Origin of the sequence: Pseudomonas gingeri (assembly GCF_013386115.1) — a bacterium.
Lineage (GTDB): Bacteria > Pseudomonadota > Gammaproteobacteria > Pseudomonadales > Pseudomonadaceae > Aquipseudomonas > Aquipseudomonas gingeri.
The window spans coordinates 647,223-667,600 of sequence record NZ_JACAOR010000001.1; the positions used below are offsets into that span (position 1 = coordinate 647,223).

At 64.3% G+C, this 20,378-nt stretch carries 14 protein-coding genes and 1 riboswitch; of the genes, 10 read left to right on the forward strand and 4 right to left on the reverse strand.

What is annotated here, in order from left to right:
- Position 1: 1 nt before the first annotated feature.
- Entirely contained in the window at positions 2–3,775 is a 3,774-nt protein-coding gene (gene cobN, locus HX881_RS02730; protein WP_177082627.1) for a cobaltochelatase subunit CobN, read from the reverse strand.
- 4 nt (positions 3,776–3,779) lie between these two features.
- A complete protein-coding gene (cobW, locus tag HX881_RS02735; RefSeq protein ID WP_017128449.1) occupies positions 3,780–4,847 on the reverse strand; it encodes a cobalamin biosynthesis protein CobW in 1,068 nt (355 codons plus the stop codon).
- Between the two features lie 237 nt (positions 4,848–5,084).
- Positions 5,085–5,290, reverse strand: a riboswitch (cobalamin riboswitch).
- A gap of 90 nt (positions 5,291–5,380) precedes the next feature.
- On the opposite strand from cobW, the gene HX881_RS02740 reads away from it, so the two are divergent.
- On the forward strand, positions 5,381–6,670 hold the full coding sequence (locus HX881_RS02740) for a glycosyltransferase (protein ID WP_177082629.1): 1,290 nt from the start codon (positions 5,381–5,383) through the stop codon (positions 6,668–6,670).
- A 15-nt stretch (positions 6,671–6,685) separates the two neighbouring features.
- On the opposite strand, the gene HX881_RS02745 is transcribed toward HX881_RS02740, so the two are convergent.
- Entirely contained in the window at positions 6,686–9,001 is a 2,316-nt protein-coding gene (locus HX881_RS02745) for a glycoside hydrolase (RefSeq protein ID WP_177082631.1), read from the reverse strand.
- Positions 9,002–9,128: 127 nt separating this feature from the next.
- A complete protein-coding gene (cobF, locus tag HX881_RS02750; protein WP_177082633.1) occupies positions 9,129–9,887 on the reverse strand; it encodes a precorrin-6A synthase (deacetylating) in 759 nt (252 codons plus the stop codon).
- Between the two features lie 132 nt (positions 9,888–10,019).
- Here cobF and HX881_RS02755 point away from each other — a divergent pair, with 132 nt between their 5' ends.
- The 9 genes from HX881_RS02755 to HX881_RS02795 all read left to right on the forward strand — a co-directional run bounded on the left by HX881_RS02755 (position 10,020) and on the right by HX881_RS02795 (position 20,299).
- Positions 10,020–10,925: an AraC family transcriptional regulator gene (locus HX881_RS02755; protein WP_103032591.1), complete on the forward strand. Its 906-nt coding sequence runs from the start codon at positions 10,020–10,022 to the stop codon at positions 10,923–10,925.
- A gap of 384 nt (positions 10,926–11,309) precedes the next feature.
- Entirely contained in the window at positions 11,310–12,620 is a 1,311-nt protein-coding gene (locus HX881_RS02760; protein WP_177082635.1) for an ABC transporter substrate-binding protein, read from the forward strand.
- 155 nt (positions 12,621–12,775) lie between these two features.
- Complete coding sequence (locus HX881_RS02765; protein ID WP_042936471.1) at positions 12,776–13,702, forward strand: carbohydrate ABC transporter permease; 927 nt, start codon at positions 12,776–12,778, stop codon at positions 13,700–13,702.
- A gap of 10 nt (positions 13,703–13,712) precedes the next feature.
- Positions 13,713–14,549 (forward strand): carbohydrate ABC transporter permease, encoded by an 837-nt coding sequence (locus tag HX881_RS02770; protein WP_017128457.1) that lies wholly within the window; start codon positions 13,713–13,715, stop codon positions 14,547–14,549.
- Between the two features lie 132 nt (positions 14,550–14,681).
- Positions 14,682–15,785: an ABC transporter ATP-binding protein gene (locus tag HX881_RS02775; protein WP_177082637.1), complete on the forward strand. Its 1,104-nt coding sequence runs from the start codon at positions 14,682–14,684 to the stop codon at positions 15,783–15,785.
- Between the two features lie 19 nt (positions 15,786–15,804).
- Positions 15,805–17,286, forward strand: coding sequence for a mannitol dehydrogenase family protein (locus HX881_RS02780; RefSeq protein ID WP_103032590.1), 1,482 nt, complete (start codon positions 15,805–15,807; stop codon positions 17,284–17,286).
- A 30-nt stretch (positions 17,287–17,316) separates the two neighbouring features.
- The gene (gene xylB, locus HX881_RS02785; protein ID WP_177082639.1) at positions 17,317–18,807 is read left to right on the forward strand and encodes a xylulokinase; all 1,491 of its coding nucleotides are present in this window, start codon (positions 17,317–17,319) and stop codon (positions 18,805–18,807) included.
- 6 nt (positions 18,808–18,813) lie between these two features.
- Positions 18,814–19,752, forward strand: coding sequence for a carbohydrate kinase family protein (locus HX881_RS02790; RefSeq protein ID WP_177082641.1), 939 nt, complete (start codon positions 18,814–18,816; stop codon positions 19,750–19,752).
- Positions 19,753–19,861: 109 nt separating this feature from the next.
- Complete coding sequence (locus HX881_RS02795) at positions 19,862–20,299, forward strand: SRPBCC family protein (protein WP_177082643.1); 438 nt, start codon at positions 19,862–19,864, stop codon at positions 20,297–20,299.
- The last annotated feature ends 79 nt before the right edge of the window (positions 20,300–20,378 follow it).

The following is a 20,378-nucleotide window of genomic DNA, read 5'->3' on the forward strand; positions in this document are numbered from 1 at the left end:
CTCAGGAATCTTCTTCTATATCCAGCAGCAGGTTTTCCAGGGCCTCGCGATAGTCCCCCGGCTCACTCCACAAGCCACGCTGCTGGGCCTCCAGCATGCGCTCGGTCATATCCCGCAAGGCATGGGGATTGTGCTCACGGACAAACTCGCGGGTATCGGCGTCGAGCAGATAGGCATCGGCCAGCAAGGCGTACTGGTGGTCGTCGATCAAATGCGTCGTGGCATCGAAGGCAAACAGGTTGTCGACCGTCGCCGCCAGCTCGAAGGCGCCCTTGTAACCGTGGCGCTTGACCCCGTCAATCCACTTCGGATTGGCTGCCCGGGAACGGATCACCCGGTTCAGCTCTTCCTTGAGGGTGCGCACCTTCGGCAGGTCCGGCTGGCTGTGGTCGCCATGGTAACTGGCCGCGCTTTCGCCACTGAGGCTTTCCACGGCCGCCAGCATGCCACCCTGGAACTGGTAGTAATCGTTGGAATCGAGCAGGTCGTGCTCGCGGTTGTCCTGATTCTGCAGCACCGCCTGCACCTGGCTCAGGCGGCGGGCAAACAGGTCCCTGGCGGCCGTGCCTTCGTCGGTGCCGCCGTAGGCGTAGCCCCCCCAGTTCAGGTAGACCTCGGCGAGGTCGTCGCGGCTTTGCCACAAGCGCCCATCGATGGCGTTCTGCACACCGGCGCCATAGGCCCCCGGCTTGGCGCCGAAGATCCGCCAGCCGGCCTGGCGCGCAGCCTGCTGCGCATCGAGCCCCTCGGCCTGCAGTTGCTCGCGTTCGTGGCGCACCTTGGCCGCCAGCGGGTTCATGCCCGCGGGCTCGTCCAGTGCCGCCACGGCCTGTACCGCCGCGTCGAACAGGCGGATCAGGTTGGCGAAGGCATCGCGGAAGAACCCCGAGACCCGCAGGGTGACGTCCACCCGCGGGCGGTCCAGCAGGCTCAGCGGCAGGATCTCGAAGTCATCGACCCGCTGGCTGCCCGTGGCCCAGACCGGACGCACGCCCATCAACGCCATTGCCTGGGCGATATCGTCGCCACCGGTGCGCATGGTCGCCGTGCCCCAGACCGACAGGCCGAGCTGGCGCAGGTGATCGCCGTGGTCCTGCAGGTGCCGTTCGAGAATCAGGTTGGCCGATTGGAAGCCGATCCGCCAGGCCGTGGTGGTCGGCAGGTTGCGCACATCCACGGAAAAGAAATTACGCCCGGTGGGCAGTACGTCGAGGCGCCCGCGACTCGGCGCGCCGCTGGGCCCGGCCGGCACGAAGCGCCCCTGCAGGGCCGCCAGCAGTCCTTGCATCTCGGCCGGACCGCAAGCATCCAGGCGCGGCGCGACGGTGCTCGACAAGCCCTCGATAATGCTGCGTACATCGGCCCAGGGTGGCGTATCCGGCACGGCGGCCGATCCTTCCAGGGACTGCTCGATCAGTTGCGCGGCATACAGCTCCAGGCGCTCGCGGCTGTCGCCGGCCGTACGCCAGGCTTGCTCGCTGAGCGCCTGCAAGGCCTGGGGACGGCTGCCGGTCCAGGGCTCGGCCAGGGCACAATCAAGCGGGTCAAAGCCCAGCTCGAAGGCCTTGGCCAGGGCCCGCAGCAGGCTCGATTGGGCGCCCCGGCCATCGCCACGGGGAATCCGCAGCAGCGCCAGCAGGGTATCGATGCGCAGGCGCCCGTCCGGCGATTCGCCGAAGACGTGCAGGCCATCGCGAATCTGCGACTCCTTCAAGTCGCAGAGGTAGGTGTCCAGGCGCGGCAGCCAGATCGCCGCGTCGGCTTCGCTGTCGAGCCCGGCATCCAGTTGCAGTTCGCGGTCGATGCGGGTCTCGCGGACCAGTCTGAGAATATCCCGCTGCAACTCCCGGGCGCGGCGTGGATCGAGCAACTGCGCTTCGTAGTACTCGTCGGCCAGCAGTTCCAGGTCACGCAACGGCCCGTAGGTTTCGGCCCGGGTCAACGGCGGCATCAGGTGGTCGATGATCACTGCCTGGGTGCGACGCTTGGCCTGGGCGCCCTCGCCCGGATCGTTGACGATAAACGGGTAGATATTCGGCAACGGCCCCAGCAGCGCATCCGGCCAGCAGTTTTCCGACAGGCCGACGCCCTTGCCCGGCAACCATTCCAGGTTGCCGTGCTTGCCGACATGGATCACGCCATGGGCACCGTAGACGTGACGCAACCAGAAATAGAACGCCAGGTAACCGTGGGGCGGCACCAGGTCGGGGTCGTGGTACACCGCACTGGCATCGACCTGGTAACCCCGGGCCGGCTGGATGCCGACAAAGGTCAGGCCGAAACGCAGCCCGGCCACCATCATCCGCCCGCCGCGAAACATCGGATCGCTTTGCGCGTCCCCCCAGCGGTCCAGCACGGCCTGGCGATTGGCTTCGGGCAGGCGCTCGAACAGCGCCTGGTAGTCCGCCAGCGCCAGGCTCTGGTGACAGGGCCGCAGGTCGAGGCTATCGAGGTCGTTGCTGACCCCGCCGAGCAAGGCCTGGATCAGCCCGGTGCCGCTGGCGGGCAACTCATCGCTCAACGGATAGCCCTGGGTCTGCAACGCCCGCAGGATATTCAGCGCCGCCGCCGGCGTATCGAGACCGACGCCGTTACCGATGCGCCCGTCGCGGGTCGGATAGTTGGCCAGGATCAGCGCGATGCGCTTGTCGCCATTGGCGACTTGCGCCAGTTCGACCCAGCGGCGCGCCAGTTCGGCGACAAAGTCCATGCGTTCGGGCTGCGGCCGGTAGCAGACCACATCGCTCTGGCTGCGCTCGCTGCGCCAGGCCAGGTCCTTGAAGCTGATGGGCCGGCTGATGATCCGTCCGTCCAGCTCCGGCAAGGCGATATGCATCGCCAGGTCCCGTGGTCCCAGCCCTTGCTCGCTGGCCTGCCAGCCGGGCTCGTTGTCCTGGGCGCAGATCGCCTGGATCACCGGGATATCGCGGCGAAACGGACGCAGGTGCGGAGCTTCGGGGCTCGACTGGGCGAATCCGGTGGTATTGAGGATCACCGCCGCCGCGACCTCGTCCAGCCAGTCCTCGACCACGGCCAGGCAAGCGGGCTCCTTGAGACTCGCCACGGCAATCGGCAACGGGTTCAGGCCGGCGTTCTGCAAGCGCTGGCAGAACACATCGATAAAGGCGGTGTTGGCCGCCTGCAGATGCGAGCGATAGAACAACACTGCCGCCACCGGCAGACCGGCCTGCCAATCGGCGCGCCAGTCCGCCAGTTGCGCGTCGCCCACCCGCGGGTGGTAGATCGCCGTGCGCGGCAATGTCCGCGGTTCCTGCCAGGGGTAGTCGCGCCCCAGCCAGGTGCTGGCCAGGCAACGGTACAACTGCAAGGCGTTGCCCAGGCCGCCCTGGCGCAGGAAGTGCCAGAGGCGTTCACCCTGTACCGCCGGGACGTTGCTCAGGTCGCTCAGTTCCGGGTCGGGGCGGTCGTCGCCCGGTACCAGGATCAGCGTCACGCCGCGCTCGGCCAGTTGCACCAGGCGCTCGATGCCATAACGCCAATAGCCGATGCCGCCGTGCAGTGACAGCAGGATGACCCTGGCGTGCTGCAAGACCTGGTCGACATAGAGGTCGACCGAGGCATGATTCTGTACCTGCATCGGGTTGGCCAGACGCAGGCTGGGGTAGTCGTCCGGCAATTGCCGCGCCGCTTCGGCGAGCAACGCCAGGCTGGAATCGCCGCTGCACAGGATCACCAGCTCGGCGGGGGTTTGTCCAAGGTCGGCGATATTGTCGTCCGACACGAAGCCGCCGGGCTGGGTCCTGAGCAGATGCATGGGGTCAGGCCGTCAGTGCGGCGCGCAGGGTCGATTCGAGCAGCGCGGCATCCAGTTCCTGGCCGATCAGCACCAGGCGGGTGACCCGCGGCTCGTCGGCGCCCCAGGCGCGATCGAAGTGTTTGTCGAAGCGCGTGCCCACGCCCTGGATCAACAGGCGCATCGGCTTGTTCGGGATCGCGGCGAAGCCCTTGATGCGCAGGATGCCATGTTGCACCACCAACTGGGTCAGGGCATCGAGCAGCAGGCTTTCGTCGGCTTGCGGCAGCTCGATGGAGATCGAGTCAAAGGCATCGTGGTCGTGGTCATCGTGGTCGTCACCGTCGTGGTGATGATCGTGGTGACTGTGGCGGCCGTCGATATGTTCCTCGGAGCCGGCGCCCAGCCCCAGCAACACGTCCAGTGGCAGGCGACCGCTGCTGGCTTCGATGACCTTCACCGCCGGCGGCAGCTCTTCGGCCACTTCCAGGCGGACCTTGGCCAGGTCTTCGGGGCTGATCAGGTCGGCCTTGTTGAGGATCACCAGGTCGGCGCTGGACAGTTGGTCGGCGAACAGTTCGTGCAGCGGCGACTCATGGTCCAGGTTCGGGTCAAGCTTGCGCTGGGCATCCACCTGGTCCGGGAACGCGGCAAAGGTACCGGCGGCCACGGCCGGGCTGTCGACCACGGTGATCACCGCGTCGACGGTGCAGGCACTGCGGATTTCCGGCCACTGGAACGCCTGGACCAGCGGCTTGGGCAGTGCCAGGCCGGAGGTTTCGATGAGGATATGGTCGAGGTCGCCGCGACGTGCCACCAACTCGCGCATCACCGGGAAGAACTCTTCCTGCACGGTGCAGCACAGGCAGCCGTTGGCCAGTTCATAGACACGGCCGTTGGCTTCCTCCTCGGTGCAGCCGATGGAGCACTGCTTGAGGATCTCACCATCGATACCGAGTTCGCCGAACTCGTTGACGATCACCGCGATACGGCGACCCTGGGCGTTGTCCAGCATATGGCGCAGCAAGGTGGTCTTGCCCGAGCCGAGAAAGCCGGTAACGATGGTGACGGGAAGTTTGGCCAGTGTTTTCATCGGATGCCCTTTGGCAAAAGTAGCGGGCATACGGGACGAAAGCCGCCGCCCTGAAGGGCACGGGAAAGTTCGTCTCCGGATCACCCCGCCCGGTTACGGGACTATCTGCAACTGCCTGCGCGACGATCATGCTGCGTTAAAAACAGGCTCGCAATGCTCATGTAGGCCCCTACACTCCGCTTGCTCGCCTGTTTCTGCCTTGCCTGATCGCCGCTCGGCCAGTTTCGTATAGTCCCTGTCAGAATCTGTCACGAGGCAGGTCTCCTGGCTTACGGCCGGGCGGGCGGAATGAATCCGATACGCCGATTCCCGCGCCTTCCCGCCCTAGGCAGTGGCTTTGCAGGATTATCGAGCCGTTCACAGTTGCGGGGGCAGCCGCGGCATACCGCGTTCCCTTCTTAGCTTCGGCCGGATGCCGAAGAACCTCGAACGTGCAAGGCTACGCAGTGCATGGGAACAGGTCAATCTCGGCAGCCGCTGTGGTTTAATTGCGCCCCTTCTCCTGCCCTGCCCGCTTCAAGGAATTGCTGCCCATGAGTGCCACCGACACCACCCACGTCCTGGTTATCGGTTATGTCTGGCCCGAACCCCGTTCCTCGGCCGCCGGTGGGCACATGATGCAGATCCTCGAAAGCTTCCTCGAAGCCGGCTGGCGTATCACCTTCGCCAGCCCCGCCAGCGTCGGCGAACACAAGGCCGACCTGCAAGGCCTGGGCATCGCCGAACAGGCCATCGAACTCAACAACAGCAGTTTCGACGGTTTTATCCGCGAGTTGCAGCCGGATGTGGTGCTGTTCGACCGCTTCATGATGGAAGAGCAGTTCGGCTGGCGGGTCGAGAAACATTGCCCCGGCGCCCTGCGCGTGCTGGAGACTTCGGACCTGCAAAGCCTGCGCGATGCCCGCCAGCAGCAGCTCAGGGAACGCCTGAAGGCCGATCCGGACCCGAACGATTTCACGGCGCTGTTCGCCCCCGACCTGGACGAAGTGTTCCGGCAGATGAGCGATACCGACCTGGCCCAACGGGAGATCGCCGCGATCTACCGCTCGGACCTGAGCCTGATGATTTCCGATGTCGAGATCAGGCTGCTGACCGAGCAGTTCAGGTTGCCAGCGGCCCTGCTGCACTGGTGCCCGCTGATGGTCGAGCAACCCGTGGCGTTCACCCCCTTCGAGGATCGAGCGCATTTTCTCAGCATCGGCAACTTCCGCCATGCGCCGAACTGGGACGCGGTGCTCTGGATGAAAACCACCCTCTGGCCGTTGATCCGCCAGCAATTGCCCGGCGCGCAGTTGCATGTCTACGGTGCCTACACGCCGCCCAAGGCAACGGCGCTGCACAACCCCGCCCAAGGCTTTCATGTGATGAACTGGGCCGAGGATGCCCTGCAGGTGATGAGTGCCGCGCGCATCTGCCTGGCGCCGTTGCGCTTTGGCGCCGGCATCAAGGGCAAGCTCGCCGATGCCATGCTCTGCGGCACGCCGAACGTCACCACGCCGATTGGCGCCGAGGCGATGCACGGTGACCTGCCCTGGCCCGGCGCTGTCGCGACCAGCGCCGAGGCCCTGGCACAGGCAGCGGTCCGGTTGTACCAGGATCCGTCTTCATGGCAGCAGGCCCAGGCCGACGGCAAGGCCCTGCTGGCCGCCCGTTACGACCGGCGCGTCCACGGTCCGGCCCTGGTGGCGCGTATCGAACAGTGCCGGCAACAACTGGTCCGGCATCGCCGCGATAATTTCACCGGCGCGATGCTGCGTCATCATCACCACAAGAGCACCCAGTACATGGCCCAGTGGATCGAAGCGAAAAACCGCACGATCTGAAGGCCATATCCGTCATCACGTCTCGGCGAAGAGCCGGGCGATCTCGATCAATTGCGGTTCCTGGTCCGGCACCAGGATCAGCGCCGAACGTGGCGGCAGTCGCCGTCCTTCCGGCGAACGCAGGCTTTTCTGGCTGAAGTTCACAGTGATCAGGGTGCCGTCGGCGAACACCGAACGTTGCAACTGGCGATCGGCCGACAACACCTGGAAATCGCTCATGCGTTCGACGAACAGGCGTTCGTGCAAGGGCCGGAATACCCGATCATAGGCGCTGATGAACGGCAAGTCGCGCGCCAGCACCCGATCATTGAGGTGATACAGCGGCGGCACCATGTACAGCAGTTGCAGCAATGCCGTGTGCTCGCGCTCGCTGGAAAACTTCAACGAGCTGTATTCCCAATGGTGCGTGCTGACCAGGCTGTCGTGGAGCACCAGCTGATACAGCGGCAGCCGGAACTGCGCGGAAGTCACGAAACGGGCAAGCGAGGGCTTGAGGGGCACGGGCTTGAAGTAGAGGGCCGGCGTTTCCGGCGGCCAGTAGCCGCCGCGGTAATAGGCCGACTGCTTGTTCTTGCCGATATCCGGGTCCATCCAGGCAAACGGCTGGGTCGCGATGCCATGGCTGTAGGCAATATTTGCCGCGTAGGATGCCAGCCCGCCTTCGCTACCCGTGACCAGGTCCAGCGCCCGGGCTGGATACAACAGCCGGCGGGTCCGGGCTTCGGCGTCTTCGCGTTCACTGGTTTCCCGACCGGGGGTGTAGTCCTTGAGTTCGGGGCCGGCCGCATCGACATCGAGGAAATAGCTGTTGAGACGTGCCGCCCGCGCCACCGCGGAGATCCGCCGTTGTGCGTAGGGTTCGACCAGCCTGGCGTTGACATAGACGCCCCGGCCACTGAAGCCGCGCACCTTGTCGCCCTTGCTGTCGCGATAACCAGCTGCCGCCAGCTCATCGCCCATTTGTGCCGTGGCCCAGGTCGCCCGTAGGTTCGAAGGGTGCGCGCTGCCATAGCTGTCGTAGACGGCCACCAGATAACCCGAGGCCTTCGCCGCTTCCACCGCTTCGGGATGCCACATGGCGTCACGCCAGTCATCCGCGCCGAGCCAGGCCTTGGTCAGGCCGGCTTGCTGCAGCGCGGCCACGGTGTCGAGCGACAGCCCGCCACCCCAGCGGCGCGGCGCCACCAGCCACGGGCCGAAGGCTTCGACCAGTTGCTCGCGGACCGTATGGCCCCAGGCGACGCTGGCCGCCGGATCGTGGTTGCCCGGCAGCGGCTCGATCGGTACCGACGGCAGCGCATGCTGCAACGCGCTGTTCAGTGCCCGGGTCACCTCGATCCTGCCGAAGGTCGACACGCCGGCGTCCCCCGCCTCGGCCTCCAGCAGCGCCGCGACAAAACTTTCCCGCGCCTGCGGATCGAAGGCTTCCCACAACCGCGAGGCCAGATGCCGGGGATCGGCCCGGCGCGCGGCAAAGAACTTGAGGAACGCCGGCCAGTCGGCGATATCTCCGGCTTTCAAGGGGCCGGCGCCCCACAGGTAGATATGCGGGGCGCCGCCCAGCCTGGCGACCTGGGGCTGGCGCTCGATTTTCCGTTTCAACGAAACGAAGCGGTCGTGCTCCAGCAGCCACTGGCGATAGAAACGCGCACCGTACAGCGGATCCCGTGGACCGATCGCCACGTTGACGGTATACGCCGCGCCCTCGGCCAGCCGGTTGAACTGATGGCTGAGTCGGGGCAGCGGCCGTTCATCCTGCTCGATCACGCTGAAGCGGGTATCGAACGGGGTTTGCACCAGCCAGGTCACCGAATGATCCGCGCGCAGTTCGGTCCAGAACGGCATCGACAGCCGCCCGTTCAGCGCATCGGGCTCATAGCGCCGTACCAGCCAGTCCAGCCATTGCCGGTCGTCGCCAGGAATATAGCTGCCTTCGCCGAACGGTATGGCATGGGCTTCGATGGCCCTCGCTTCCATGGGTCTGGGCCAATCCAGCCGGCCCGGCTGCTCGGCACGTATCGACAGGCGCAGGGCGTCCTGCTCGATCCCGACCTCGACCTGGAACCGCTCGCGGCCGTTGCGAATACGCCAGCGCCGGCCCGCCAGGTCGCTGGCCCTGGCGGTTTCGGGGAATGCCGGGGCACTGAGGGTCGAGACTTCGCCATTGTCCCGGAGCAAGGTCGTTTCCAGGGTGGCCGGGTCGATGTTGAACACCCCGCCGCTGTAGGACAACGCAACCTGCGGTTGCCCGAGCGCAGGCAAGCTGACCAACCCCAGGACAAGCATCAGGGGCAGCCATTGAAATCGTTCAATACCGAGTACGGTGCTCATGGCGTTATAGGGGTCTCACGGGCGATTTTCGAATGCAGCGGACACTAAACGACACCGCTTGCCTTCCTCTGTAAGAACCGTCTCGTAGAGATACAGGAAAACCGCCCGATCAATGCCGGAGTACTTACTAGCCCGGATTCAGGGGCCGTCGCAGCAGATAAGTGTCCATGATCCAGCCCTTGCGCAGCCGGGCGGCCTCGCGCAGTTCGCGAATCCGCCCCTGCACCTCATGCAGCTTGCCGCTTACCAGCAGTTCATCCTCGGTCCCCAGGTACGCCCCCCAATAGATCTCCAGCGCCTGGTCGGCGAACTGAGCGAAAGCGCAATGCGCATCGAGCATCACCACCACGTTGTCCAGGTCGGCGGCTTCCAGGCGTCGTCCCGTGGTGATGCGGATCGGTTCGCCGATGCGGTTCAGGGGAATCCGATGGCGCGCCGCCAGGGCCTGGACGCTGCTGATACCGGGAATCACCTCGACGTCGAACGCCGGACCGCCCAGGGCCACGACCCGATCGAGGATGCGCAGGGTACTGTCATACAAGCTCGGCTCGCCCCAGACCAGAAAGGCGCCGCACTCGTTCTCGGCCAGTTCTTCGTCGATCAACCGGGCAAACAGTTCGGCGCGCTGTTCATGCCAACGCTCGACACCGGCCCGATAGGACGCCTCGGCATCTTCGCGGACCGGATCGCTGACCTGCACCAGGCGATAACCCGGCTGCTCGATGTAACGCTGGCAGATTTCCTTGCGCAGACGCACCAGTTCATCCTTGGCCTCGCCCTTGTCCAGCAGGAAAAAGACCGAAGCCCGGTTCAGGGCCTTGATAGCCTGCACGGTGATCTGCTCCGGATGACCGGAACCGATTCCAATCAATAGAACGGTCTTCACTGTTTTGCTCCTGAATAAAGGGCCGCAAGGCCATGGCCGTCGGTCCGGTCCGCTGCGACCGTCCGCACAAGGCTGGCAGCCGGCTCGTGAAGGAGGCATTATCGGACAGCGATAACAATAAAAGCGCCTCCAATGACCCGAACAGCCCGCGTCACCGATCCTTCCTATGAACTGATGGACGACCATAATGGCCTGTCCATCATCTATCGCCAGCATGGTTTTCCCTGCCCGCTGGTGCGTTGGCATTTCCACAAGGAATACGAACTGCACCTGATCGTCGCCAGCTCCGGCAAGGTCTTCATTGGTGACTATATCGGCAATTTCTACCCGCAGAGCCTGTTCCTGACCGGCCCCAACCTCCCCCACAACTGGATCAGCCAGGTGGCCGAGGACGAAGTGGTGCCCAAACGCGACATGCTGGTAAACTTCACCGAGGAGCTGTTCGAGGAAGGACACCAGATCTTTGCCGAACTGAAAACCCTGGCGCCGTTGCTCGAACGGGCCCAGTACGGCATCGAATTCCGCTGCAAGGACACCATCCGCCAGGCCACGCAGCTGATGCAGCGTATCGCCGACGCCCAGGGCGTGACGCGCCTGGGGCACTTCCTGATCCTCCTGGAACTGCTCAGCGGCTGCACCGACTACCAGTTGCTTTCCGGTGCCACCACCCCGCAACTGGCCGACGAGAACAATATCGACCGCACCAACCGCGCCGTGGACTACATCTTTGCCCACTATGCCCGGGAACTGCCGCTGGAAGAGGTCGCCGAGTACCTGGGGATGAAGCCCACCTATTTTTCCCGGGTGTTCAAGCAGGCCACCGGGCGCTGTTTCGTCGAGTTCGTCAATCGCCTGCGGATCAGCAAGTCCTGCGAACTGCTGGCCGACGGCGACAAACCGGTGACCGATGTGTGTTTCGAGTCCGGTTTCAACAATATTTCCAACTTCAACCGGCGCTTCCAGCAGCTCAAGGGCATGACCCCCTCGCATTATCGACGCCTGGTGGTGCAGCGCCTGACCGAGCAGAACCTCGGCTAGGCAACCCCGATCGTTCCCAGACGGAGCGTTTGCAGCTGTGACGCTCTGCGTCACAAGAATGGACGCGGAGCGTCCAGTGAGGCATTCCCACGCAGAGCGTGGGAACGATCGGGCGCGCGGCTGACGCTTTTTTGCCGTGAAACCTGTACTGATTTACCCCTTCTCCGAGCCCCGATTGCGGGCCATCCCCTCCCGAACCACTGTTTCGCCGGCCTGCGACATTCCGCCTCAGTGCAAAAAAGTATCGATTGAAGTGTCGTCAAGGATTTGTCAGCACGGCGATTGAGGGCTGTAATCATCTGCAGATTCTTCCTGGACACCGGAAGACACAAAAACAATAAACCGACCTTCGACCGCCACTGCGCGCAAGAAGAGGAGTGTTCGATGAAAGCCATTGCAAAAGCTCTGCTCGTCTCTACCTGCCTGACCATCAGTGGCGTCAGTTTCGGCGCCCAGACCCTGACCATCGCCACCGTCAACAACAGCGACATGATTCGCATGCAGAAGCTCTCGAAGACCTTCGAGGCCGAGCATCCGGATATCAAGCTGAACTGGGTGGTCCTGGAAGAAAACGTCCTGCGCCAGCGCCTGACCACCGATATCGCCACCCAGGGCGGCCAGTTCGACGTGCTGACCATCGGCATGTACGAAGCCGCGCTCTGGGGCGCCAAGGGCTGGCTGGAGCCCATGACCAACCTCCCCGCCGCCTACGATATCGACGACGTCTTCCCGTCGGTCCGCGACGGCCTGTCGGTCAAGGGCACCCTGTTCGCCCTGCCGTTCTACGCCGAAAGCTCCATGACCTACTACCGCACCGACCTGTTCAAGGACGCCGGGCTGATCATGCCCGAGCGGCCGACCTGGGAACAGATCGGCGAGTTCGCCGCCAAGCTCAACCATCCCGAGAAGGAACAGTACGGCATCTGCCTGCGCGGCAAGGCCGGCTGGGGCGAGAACATGGCGCTGATCACCACCGTCGCCAACGCCTATGGCGCGCGCTGGTTCGATGAGAAATGGCAACCGGAATTCAACGGCCCCGAGTGGAAGAACGCCTTGAACTTCTACGTCGAGACCATGAAGAAGTCCGGCCCGCCCGGTGCTTCGAGCAACGGTTTCAACGAAAACCTGGCGCTGTTCAACAGCGGCAAGTGCGCCATGTGGGTCGATGCCAGCGTGGCCGGCTCCTTCGTCACCGACAAGACCCAGAGCAAGGTCAGCGATCACGTCGGCTTTACCTATGCACCGCACCAGGTCACCGAGAAGGGTTCGGCCTGGCTCTACTCCTGGGCCCTGGCGATCCCCACCAGTTCCAAGGCCAAGGACGCGGCGAAGACGTTCAGCAGCTGGGCCACCTCCAGGGAATACGGGGCACTGGTCGCCAAGGAAGACGGTATCGCCAACGTACCGCCGGGCACCCGGGCCTCGACCTACAGCGAGGCCTACATGAAGGCCGCGCCGTTCGCCAGGATCACCCTGGAATCGCTGAAAGCCGCCAACCCGAAAGACCCGAGCGCCAAGCCCGTGCCTTATGTCGGGATCCAGCTGGTGACCATTCCCGAGTTCCAGGCTGTCGGTACCCAGGTCGGCAAGCAGTTCTCCGCCGCACTGACCGGCCAGACCACGGTCGACAAGGCCCTGGCCGATGCCCAGACCTTCACCGAGCGTGAAATGAAACGCGCGGGTTATCCGAAGTAACAGGGACACACCGTCCCCTGTAGGAGCCGGCTTGCCGGCGATGAGGCCCTTGAGCCTTGCGGCAACCTTTCGGTCGCTATCGCTGCGATGCGGCGTTCCGACAGGCCAGCTCCTACAGATTGCCCGCTCCTTGCACCTAATCGGTTTTGAACACCATGAATACCTCCACTGCCAAAGCCCATATGGATATACCCCAGCCGTTGCGCAAAAGCCGTCTGCGCAATCCCGGCTGGTTCCTGGTCTCACCATCAGTCGGCCTGTTGCTGCTGTGGATGATCGTGCCCCTGGGCATGACCGTTTACTTTTCGCTGATCCGCTACAACCTGCTCTATCCGGGCGAAAACCAGTTTGTCGGCCTGGAGAACTACACCTACTTCCTCACCGACTCGGGCTTCCTGCCCGGCGCCACCAACACCCTGTTGCTGGTGGGCAGCGTGCTGCTGATCAGCGTGGTGTTCGGCGTGCTGATCTCGGCCCTGCTGGAAGCCAGCGAATTCCTCGGTCGCGGCATCGTCCGGGTCCTGCTGATCTCGCCGTTCTTCATCATGCCCACGGTCGGCGCGCTGATCTGGAAAAACCTGATATTCCACCCGGTCTCGGGGATTCTCGCCGCTCTCTGGCGCCTGTTCGGCGCCCAGCCGGTGGACTGGCTGGCCCATTACCCGCTGCTGTCGATCATCATCATTGTCTCCTGGCAGTGGTTGCCCTTCGCCATCCTGATCCTGATGACCGCCATGCAGTCCCTGGACCAGGAACAGAAGGAAGCCGCGCGCCTGGACGGTGCCGGTCCCGTGGCGATCTTCTGGCACCTGACCCTGCCGCACCTGGCCCGGCCGATTGCCGTGGTGGTGATGATCGAAACCATCTTCCTGCTCTCGGTATTCGCCGAAATCTTCACCACCACCAACGGCGGTCCGGGTTATGCCTCGACCAACCTGGCGTACCTGATCTACAACCAGGCCCTGGTGCAGTTCGACGTCGGCATGGCCTCGGCCGGCGGCCTGATCGCCGTGATCATCGCCAATATCGCCGCGATCATCCTGGTGCGGATGATCGGCAAAAACCTGACAGACAAGCCTTGAGGCCCGCGCCATGACCCTCACACTCAAACAATCCCGGCGCCTGCAAAGCGTGCTGCTCGGCATCCTGGCCTGGGCCATCGCGATCCTGATCTTCTTCCCGATCTTCTGGATGGTGCTGACCAGCTTCAAGACCGAGATCGATGCATTCGCCACGCCGCCGCAGTTCTTCTTCACCCCGACGCTGGAGAACTACCTGCATATCCAGGAACGCAGCGACTACTTTCACTTCGCCTGGAACTCGGTGGTGATCTCCTTCAGCGCCACGCTGCTGTGCATGCTGATCGCCGTACCGGCGGCCTACTCCATGGCGTTCTACGAAACCCAGCGGACCAAGCGCACCCTGCTGTGGATGCTCTCCACCAAGATGCTGCCGCCGGTGGGCGTGCTGATGCCGATCTACCTGCTGGCCAAGTCCTTCGGCCTGCTCGATACACGCATCGCGCTGATCGTGATCTACACCCTGATCAACCTGCCGATCGTGGTCTGGATGGTGTACACCTACTTCAAGGACATCCCCAAGGACATCCTCGAAGCCGCCCGCCTCGATGGCGCCACACTGCTGCAGGAAATGGTCCGGGTGCTGCTGCCCATCAGCAAGGGCGGGCTCGCCTCGACCATGCTGCTGTCGTTGATCCTGTGCTGGAACGAGGCGTTCTGGTCGCTGAACCTGACTTCCTCCAGTGCCGCGCCGCTGACGGCGTTGATCGCGTCCTACTCCAGCCCCGAGGGCTTGTTCTGGGCCAAGCTGTCCGCCGTCTCGACCCTGGCCTGCGCACCGATCCTGATCTTCGGCTGGATCAGCCAGAAACAACTGGTACGCGGCCTGTCCTTCGGCGCCGTGAAATAGACCGGCATTTTTGAACACCACAGAACCCCTGTAGGAGCTGGCTTGCCAGCGATGACGACCGAATGGTCGCCGCCAGGCCCAAGGGCCTCATCGCCGGCAAGCCGGCTCCCACAATTCAAGAGGAGCCTCACCATGGCCAACCTGAAAATCAAGAATCTGCAAAAAGGCTTCGAAGGCTTTTCCATCATCAAGGGCATCGACCTGGAGGTCCGTGACCGCGAGTTCGTGGTCTTCGTCGGTCCGTCCGGCTGCGGCAAGTCCACCCTGCTGCGATTGATCGCCGGGCTCGAGGAAGTCACCTCCGGCACCATCGAACTGGACGGTCGCGACATTACCGAAGTCAGCCCGGCCAAGCGCGACCTGGCGATGGTGTTCCAGACCTACGCCCTGTACCCGCACATGAGCGTGCGCAAGAACATGTCTTTCGCCCTCGACCTGGCCGGCGTGGCCAAGGCCGAGGTCGAGCGCAAGGTCAACGAGGCCGCGCGCATCCTCGAACTCGGCCCGTTGCTCGAACGCAAGCCCAAGCAACTTTCCGGCGGCCAGCGCCAGCGGGTCGCCATCGGTCGGGCGATCGTGCGCAATCCGAAGATCTTCCTGTTCGACGAACCGCTGTCCAACCTCGACGCCGCCCTGCGGGTGCAGATGCGCCTGGAACTGGCGCGGCTGCACAAGGAACTGCAGGCGACCATGATCTACGTGACCCACGACCAGGTCGAAGCCATGACCCTGGCCGACAAGGTGGTGGTCCTCAACAGCGGTCGCGTCGAGCAGGTCGGCTCGCCCCTGGAGCTCTACCACTCTCCGGCCAACCTGTTTGTCGCCGGCTTCCTCGGCACGCCGAAGATGGGCTTCCTCAAGGGCAAGGTCAGCCGCGTCGACGGCCAGGGCTGTGAAGTCGAACTGGAGGCCGGCACCCGTATCAACCTGCCCCACAGCGGCGCCAGCCTCAGCGTCGGCAGCCCGGTGACCCTGGGCATCCGCCCGGAACACCTGGAAATAGCCAAACCCGGGGACTGCACCCTGCAAGTCACCGCCGATGTCGGCGAGCGCCTGGGCAGCGACACCTTCTGCCACGTCGTGACCCGCTCCGGCGAGCCGCTGACCATGCGTATCCGCGGCGACCTGGCCAGCCAGTACGGCGAAACGCTCAACCTGCACCTGGACAGCACCCACTGCCACCTATTCGATGACGACGGTGTGGCGGTCGCCCGCCCGCTGCGCGCTGCCGCCTGATTGACGAGAGCACTTTGCAATGAACCTGAACAAACAGAACCTGCACAACCTGGCTCCTGAAGTGGCGCTGCCGCAGTACGCGGCGGCCAACACCCGGCAAGGCATCGCCCATATCGGCGTCGGCGGTTTTCACCGTGCCCACCAGGCCTATTACACCGACGCCCTGATGAACCTCGGCGAAGGCCTGGACTGGAGCATCTGCGGCGTCGGCCTGCGCAAGGAAGACCAGGGCGTACGCGATGCCCTGGCGGCCCAGGACTATCTCTACACGCTCTATGAACTGGGGGACGGCAACGACACCGAGACCCGCGTGATCGCCTCCATCAGCGGCATGCTGCTGGCCCAGGACGACGCCCAGGCGCTGATCGACAAACTGGCCTCGCCGCAGATCCGCATCGTGTCCCTGACCATCACCGAGGGCGGCTACTGCATCGACGACAGCAACGGCGAGTTCATGAGCCACCTGCCGCAGATCCAGCACGACCTGCGCCATCCTGACGCGCCACAGACCGTCTTCGGCTTCCTCTGCGCGGCCCTGGCCAAGCGCCGCGCCAGCGGCATCCCGGCCTTCACCCTGATGTCCTGCGATAACCTGCCGCACAACGGCGCGGTAACCCGCAAGGCACTGCTGGCCTTTGCCGCCCTGCGCGACGCCGACCTGCACGACTGGATCGCCGGGCATGTCAGCTTCCCCAACGCCATGGTCGATCGCATCACCCCGATGACCAGTGCCGCCCATCGCCTGCAACTGCATGACGAGCATGGTATCGACGACGCCTGGCCGGTGGTCTGCGAACCCTTTGTGCAGTGGGTCCTGGAAGACAAGTTCGGCAACGGCCGGCCGGCCTGGGAGAAGGTCGGCGTCCAGTTCACCGACGACGTCACCCCCTACGAAGAGATGAAGATCAAGCTGCTCAACGGCAGCCACCTGGCCCTCACCTACCTGGGCTTCCTCAAGGGCTACCGCTTCGTCCACGAAACCATGAACGATCCGTTGTTCGTGGCCTACATGCGGGCCTACATGGACCTGGATGTGACCCCGCAACTGGCGCCGGTGCCGGGAATCGACCTGACCGACTACAAGAACACCCTGGTCGAGCGTTTCTCCAACCAGGCGATTGCCGATCAGCTGGAACGGGTCTGTTCCGACGGTTCGTCGAAGTTTCCCAAGTTCACCATCCCGACCATCAACCGGCTGATCGCCGACGGTCGCGAAACCGAACGCGCGGCGCTGGTGGTGGCGGCCTGGGCCCTGTACCTCAAGGGCGTCGATGAAAACGGCACGACCTACCGCATTCCCGACCCGCGGGCCGAGTTTTGCCAGGCGCTGGTGGCCGATGACAGCCTGATCGTCCAGCGCCTGCTGGCGGTGGAAGAAATCTTCGGTACGGCCATTCCCCGCTCGGCGGCGTTTGTCGCCGCCTTCGAAAACTGCTTCAACAGCTTGCGGGAAGTGGGTGTGAGCAAGACACTGGAGCGTATGCTGGCCAAACGGGATTGAATGACCGAGTCACAACCACCAGGTACTGCCATGAACCAGAAACTCTACCTCGGCATCGATTGCGGCACCCAGGGCACCAAGGCGATTGTCCTTGACATCGTCAGCGGCCAGGTGCTCGGCCAGGGCTCGGCCCCCCACGATATGATCAGCGGTGCCAATGGCCGCCGCGAACAGGACACCGGCCAATGGCTGGAGGCCTTTGTCCTGGCCACCCGCCAGGCATTGCAGGCCGCCGGGGTCGACGGCCAGGCCATCCTCGGCATCGGTGTTTCCGGCCAGCAGCACGGCCTGGTGCTGCTCGACGAGCAAGGCCAGGTCCTGCGCCCGGCCAAGCTCTGGTGCGACACCGAAACCACCCCGGAAAACCAGCGCCTGCTGGAACACCTGGGCGGCGAAGCCGGTTCGCTCGAACGCCTGGGCCTGGTGATCGCTCCCGGCTACACCGTGTCCAAGCTGCTCTGGACCCGGGAACAGCATCCCGAGCTGTTTGCCCGGATCGCCCATATCCTGCTGCCCCACGACTACCTCAACTACTGGCTGACCGGTCGTGCCTGCGCGGAATACGGCGACGCCTCGGGCAGTGGCTACTTCGACGTGCGCAAGCGCAGCTGGGACCTGCAACTGCTGCGCGACATCGACCCCAGCGGGCGCCTGCAAGCGGCCTTGCCGGAGCTGCTGGAAGCCCACCAGCCGGTCGGTCGGGTACTGCCCGAAATCGCCCGGCAACTGGGGATCAACCCCGACGCCCTGGTGTCCAGCGGCGGCGGCGACAACATGATGGGCGCCATCGGCACCGGCAATATCCAACCGGGCGTGATCACCATGAGCCTGGGTTCCTCCGGCACCGTGTACGCCTACGCCGAACAACCGCTGATCAGCCCCGACGCCTCGGTCGCGGCCTTCTGCTCTTCCAGCGGCGGCTGGCTGCCGTTGATCTGCACCATGAACCTGACCAACGCCACCGGCGCGGTGCGCGAACTGTTCGATCTCGGGCTCGATGACTTCAATGCCCGGGTGCGCGAGGCCCCCATCGGCGCCGACGGTGTCAGCATGCTGCCGTTCCTCAATGGCGAACGGGTGCCCGCCCTGCCCCAGGCCACCGGCAGCCTGCTCGGCCTGACCCTGACCAACCTGACCCAGGCCAATCTTTGCCGGGCCGTGGTCGAAGGCACCACGTTCGGCCTGCGCTACGGCCTTGACCTGCTGCGCGGCAACGGCCTGCAGAGCCACGGTATCCGCCTGACCGGCGGCGGTGCGAAAAGCGCGGTGTGGCGACAGATGGTCGCCGATATCATGGACACCCCGGTGGTCTGTACCGAACAGGGCGAAGCCGCCGCCCTCGGTGCGGCGATCCAGGCCGCCTGGTGCGAGTCCGGGGCGATTCACAGTCTGGCCGAACTGTGCGAGCGTTGCGTCAGTCTCGATGCCGCCAGCGAAACCCGGCCGATCCCGGCCAATGTCAGCGCCTATCAACCGATTTATCACCGCTACCGCCAACAGGTCGCGGCCATTCAAGAGTAAGCATCCATGTATCTGGTCTGTGGTGAAGCACTGTTTGATTTTTTCAGTGAGCCCGACGCAAGCGGGCAGACATCGAAAGTGAACTTCAAGGCGATCGCCGGGGGCTCGCCGTTCAACGTCGCGGTCGGCCTGCGCCGCCTGGGCGTCGACTCGGCGCTGCTGGCCGGGCTGTCCACCGATTACCTGGGGCGCCGCCTGCAACAGGTCCTGCGCGAAGAAGGCGTGCGCGCCGATTACCTGCTGGACTTCGATGCCCCCACCACCCTGGCGATGGTCGCCGTGGGTGCCGACGGTTCGCCCCATTACAGCTTTCGCGGCGAAGGCTGTGCCGACCGCCAGTTGCTGCCAGGGCACCTGCCCAGGCTCGGCGACGAGGTACGTGGCCTGCATGTCGGCTCGTTCTCGCTGGTGGTGCAGCCGATCGCCGATACCCTGCTGAGCCTGGTACGTCGGGAAAGCGGTCGCCGGCTGATCACCCTCGACCCCAATGTGCGCCTCAACCCTGAGCCGAATATCGAACTGTGGCGCCAGCGCATCGCGGAACTGGCCGAGCATGCCGACATGATCAAGGTCAGCGACGAGGACCTGGGCCTGCTCTACCCCGATCGCGACCCGCGCAGCGTTGCCGAGGAATGGCTGGCCCAGCGCTGCCAGGTGGTCTTCCTGACCCGTGGTACCCAGGGCGCCAGTGTGTTCAGCCGCCGCCATGGCCACTGGTCGGTGCCGGCGCGCGAAGTCGTCACGGCCGATACCGTCGGTGCCGGCGACACCTTCCAGGCCGCCCTGATCGCCTGGCTGACCGAGCAGCGACTGGACTCGGTGGAGGGCCTGGAACGCCTGGACAAGGCCCAGATCGACGGCATGCTGGACTTCGCCGTCAGCGCCGCGGCGATCACCTGCAGCCGCACCGGCCCGGACCTGCCGTATCGGCATCAGGTGGCCTGACCGGCAAAAAGCGACAGACGGCGCTGCGAACTGTCATTTCTGACAGCAGACAAACCCGCCTGCCCTGACTCAACGTATGGGCTCCCCCCACGGACAGGGAGCCTTTTCCATGAAACATGCAACCCAGGTCGAACTGGTCCACCGCGCCTTCGCGCTGCTGGAACTGCGGGACCAGCCCGAGGCCGAGTGGGACTTCCTCAGGCATTCGGCGATTGTCTATGTGCTGTTCCCCAACGCCGTGCTGATCTGGCAAGGCGATCATTTCGAGATGTTCCGCTTCTTTCCCGATGAGGTTCGAGCCGACCGTTGCCGGGTGCAAGCCTCGCTGTATTGCCCGCAACCAGCCCTGACGGACAAGGCCAGGGCCCACTGGGACCGCAATATGGAACTGCTGGTACGCACCGTCGACGAGGAAGACTTCCCCCTGGCCGAGCAGATACAGCGGGGATTCGCCGCAACCACCCGCCAGGACATCGTGTTCGGGCGCAATGAGCCGGCCCTGGCCTATTTTCACCAGCAGATCCAGGCCGCGCTGCACGGCCCTTGAGGAGCCCCCCGCAGGCGCGGGGAAATTCGATCAGCGGTCATTCGAACTGTCATTTCTGACAGGTGGCAAAAGGAAAGCA

Bases quoted from the DNA above. Each gene is read 5' to 3' on its own strand.
- HX881_RS02745 (WP_177082631.1), bottom strand. From the start codon at position 9,001: ATGAGCACCGTACTCGGTATTGAACGATTTCAATGGCTGCCCCTGATG.
- HX881_RS02770 (WP_017128457.1), top strand. From the start codon at position 13,713: ATGACCCTCACACTCAAACAATCCCGGCGCCTGCAAAGCGTGCTGCTC.
- HX881_RS02765 (WP_042936471.1), top strand. From the start codon at position 12,776: ATGAATACCTCCACTGCCAAAGCCCATATGGATATACCCCAGCCGTTG.
- HX881_RS02775 (WP_177082637.1), top strand. From the start codon at position 14,682: ATGGCCAACCTGAAAATCAAGAATCTGCAAAAAGGCTTCGAAGGCTTT.
- cobW (WP_017128449.1), bottom strand. From the start codon at position 4,847: ATGAAAACACTGGCCAAACTTCCCGTCACCATCGTTACCGGCTTTCTC.
- HX881_RS02740 (WP_177082629.1), top strand. From the start codon at position 5,381: ATGAGTGCCACCGACACCACCCACGTCCTGGTTATCGGTTATGTCTGG.
- HX881_RS02755 (WP_103032591.1), top strand. From the start codon at position 10,020: ATGACCCGAACAGCCCGCGTCACCGATCCTTCCTATGAACTGATGGAC.
- HX881_RS02795 (WP_177082643.1), top strand. From the start codon at position 19,862: ATGAAACATGCAACCCAGGTCGAACTGGTCCACCGCGCCTTCGCGCTG.
- HX881_RS02780 (WP_103032590.1), top strand. From the start codon at position 15,805: ATGAACCTGAACAAACAGAACCTGCACAACCTGGCTCCTGAAGTGGCG.
- xylB (WP_177082639.1), top strand. From the start codon at position 17,317: ATGAACCAGAAACTCTACCTCGGCATCGATTGCGGCACCCAGGGCACC.
- cobN (WP_177082627.1), bottom strand. From the start codon at position 3,775: ATGCATCTGCTCAGGACCCAGCCCGGCGGCTTCGTGTCGGACGACAAT.
- HX881_RS02790 (WP_177082641.1), top strand. From the start codon at position 18,814: ATGTATCTGGTCTGTGGTGAAGCACTGTTTGATTTTTTCAGTGAGCCC.
- HX881_RS02760 (WP_177082635.1), top strand. From the start codon at position 11,310: ATGAAAGCCATTGCAAAAGCTCTGCTCGTCTCTACCTGCCTGACCATC.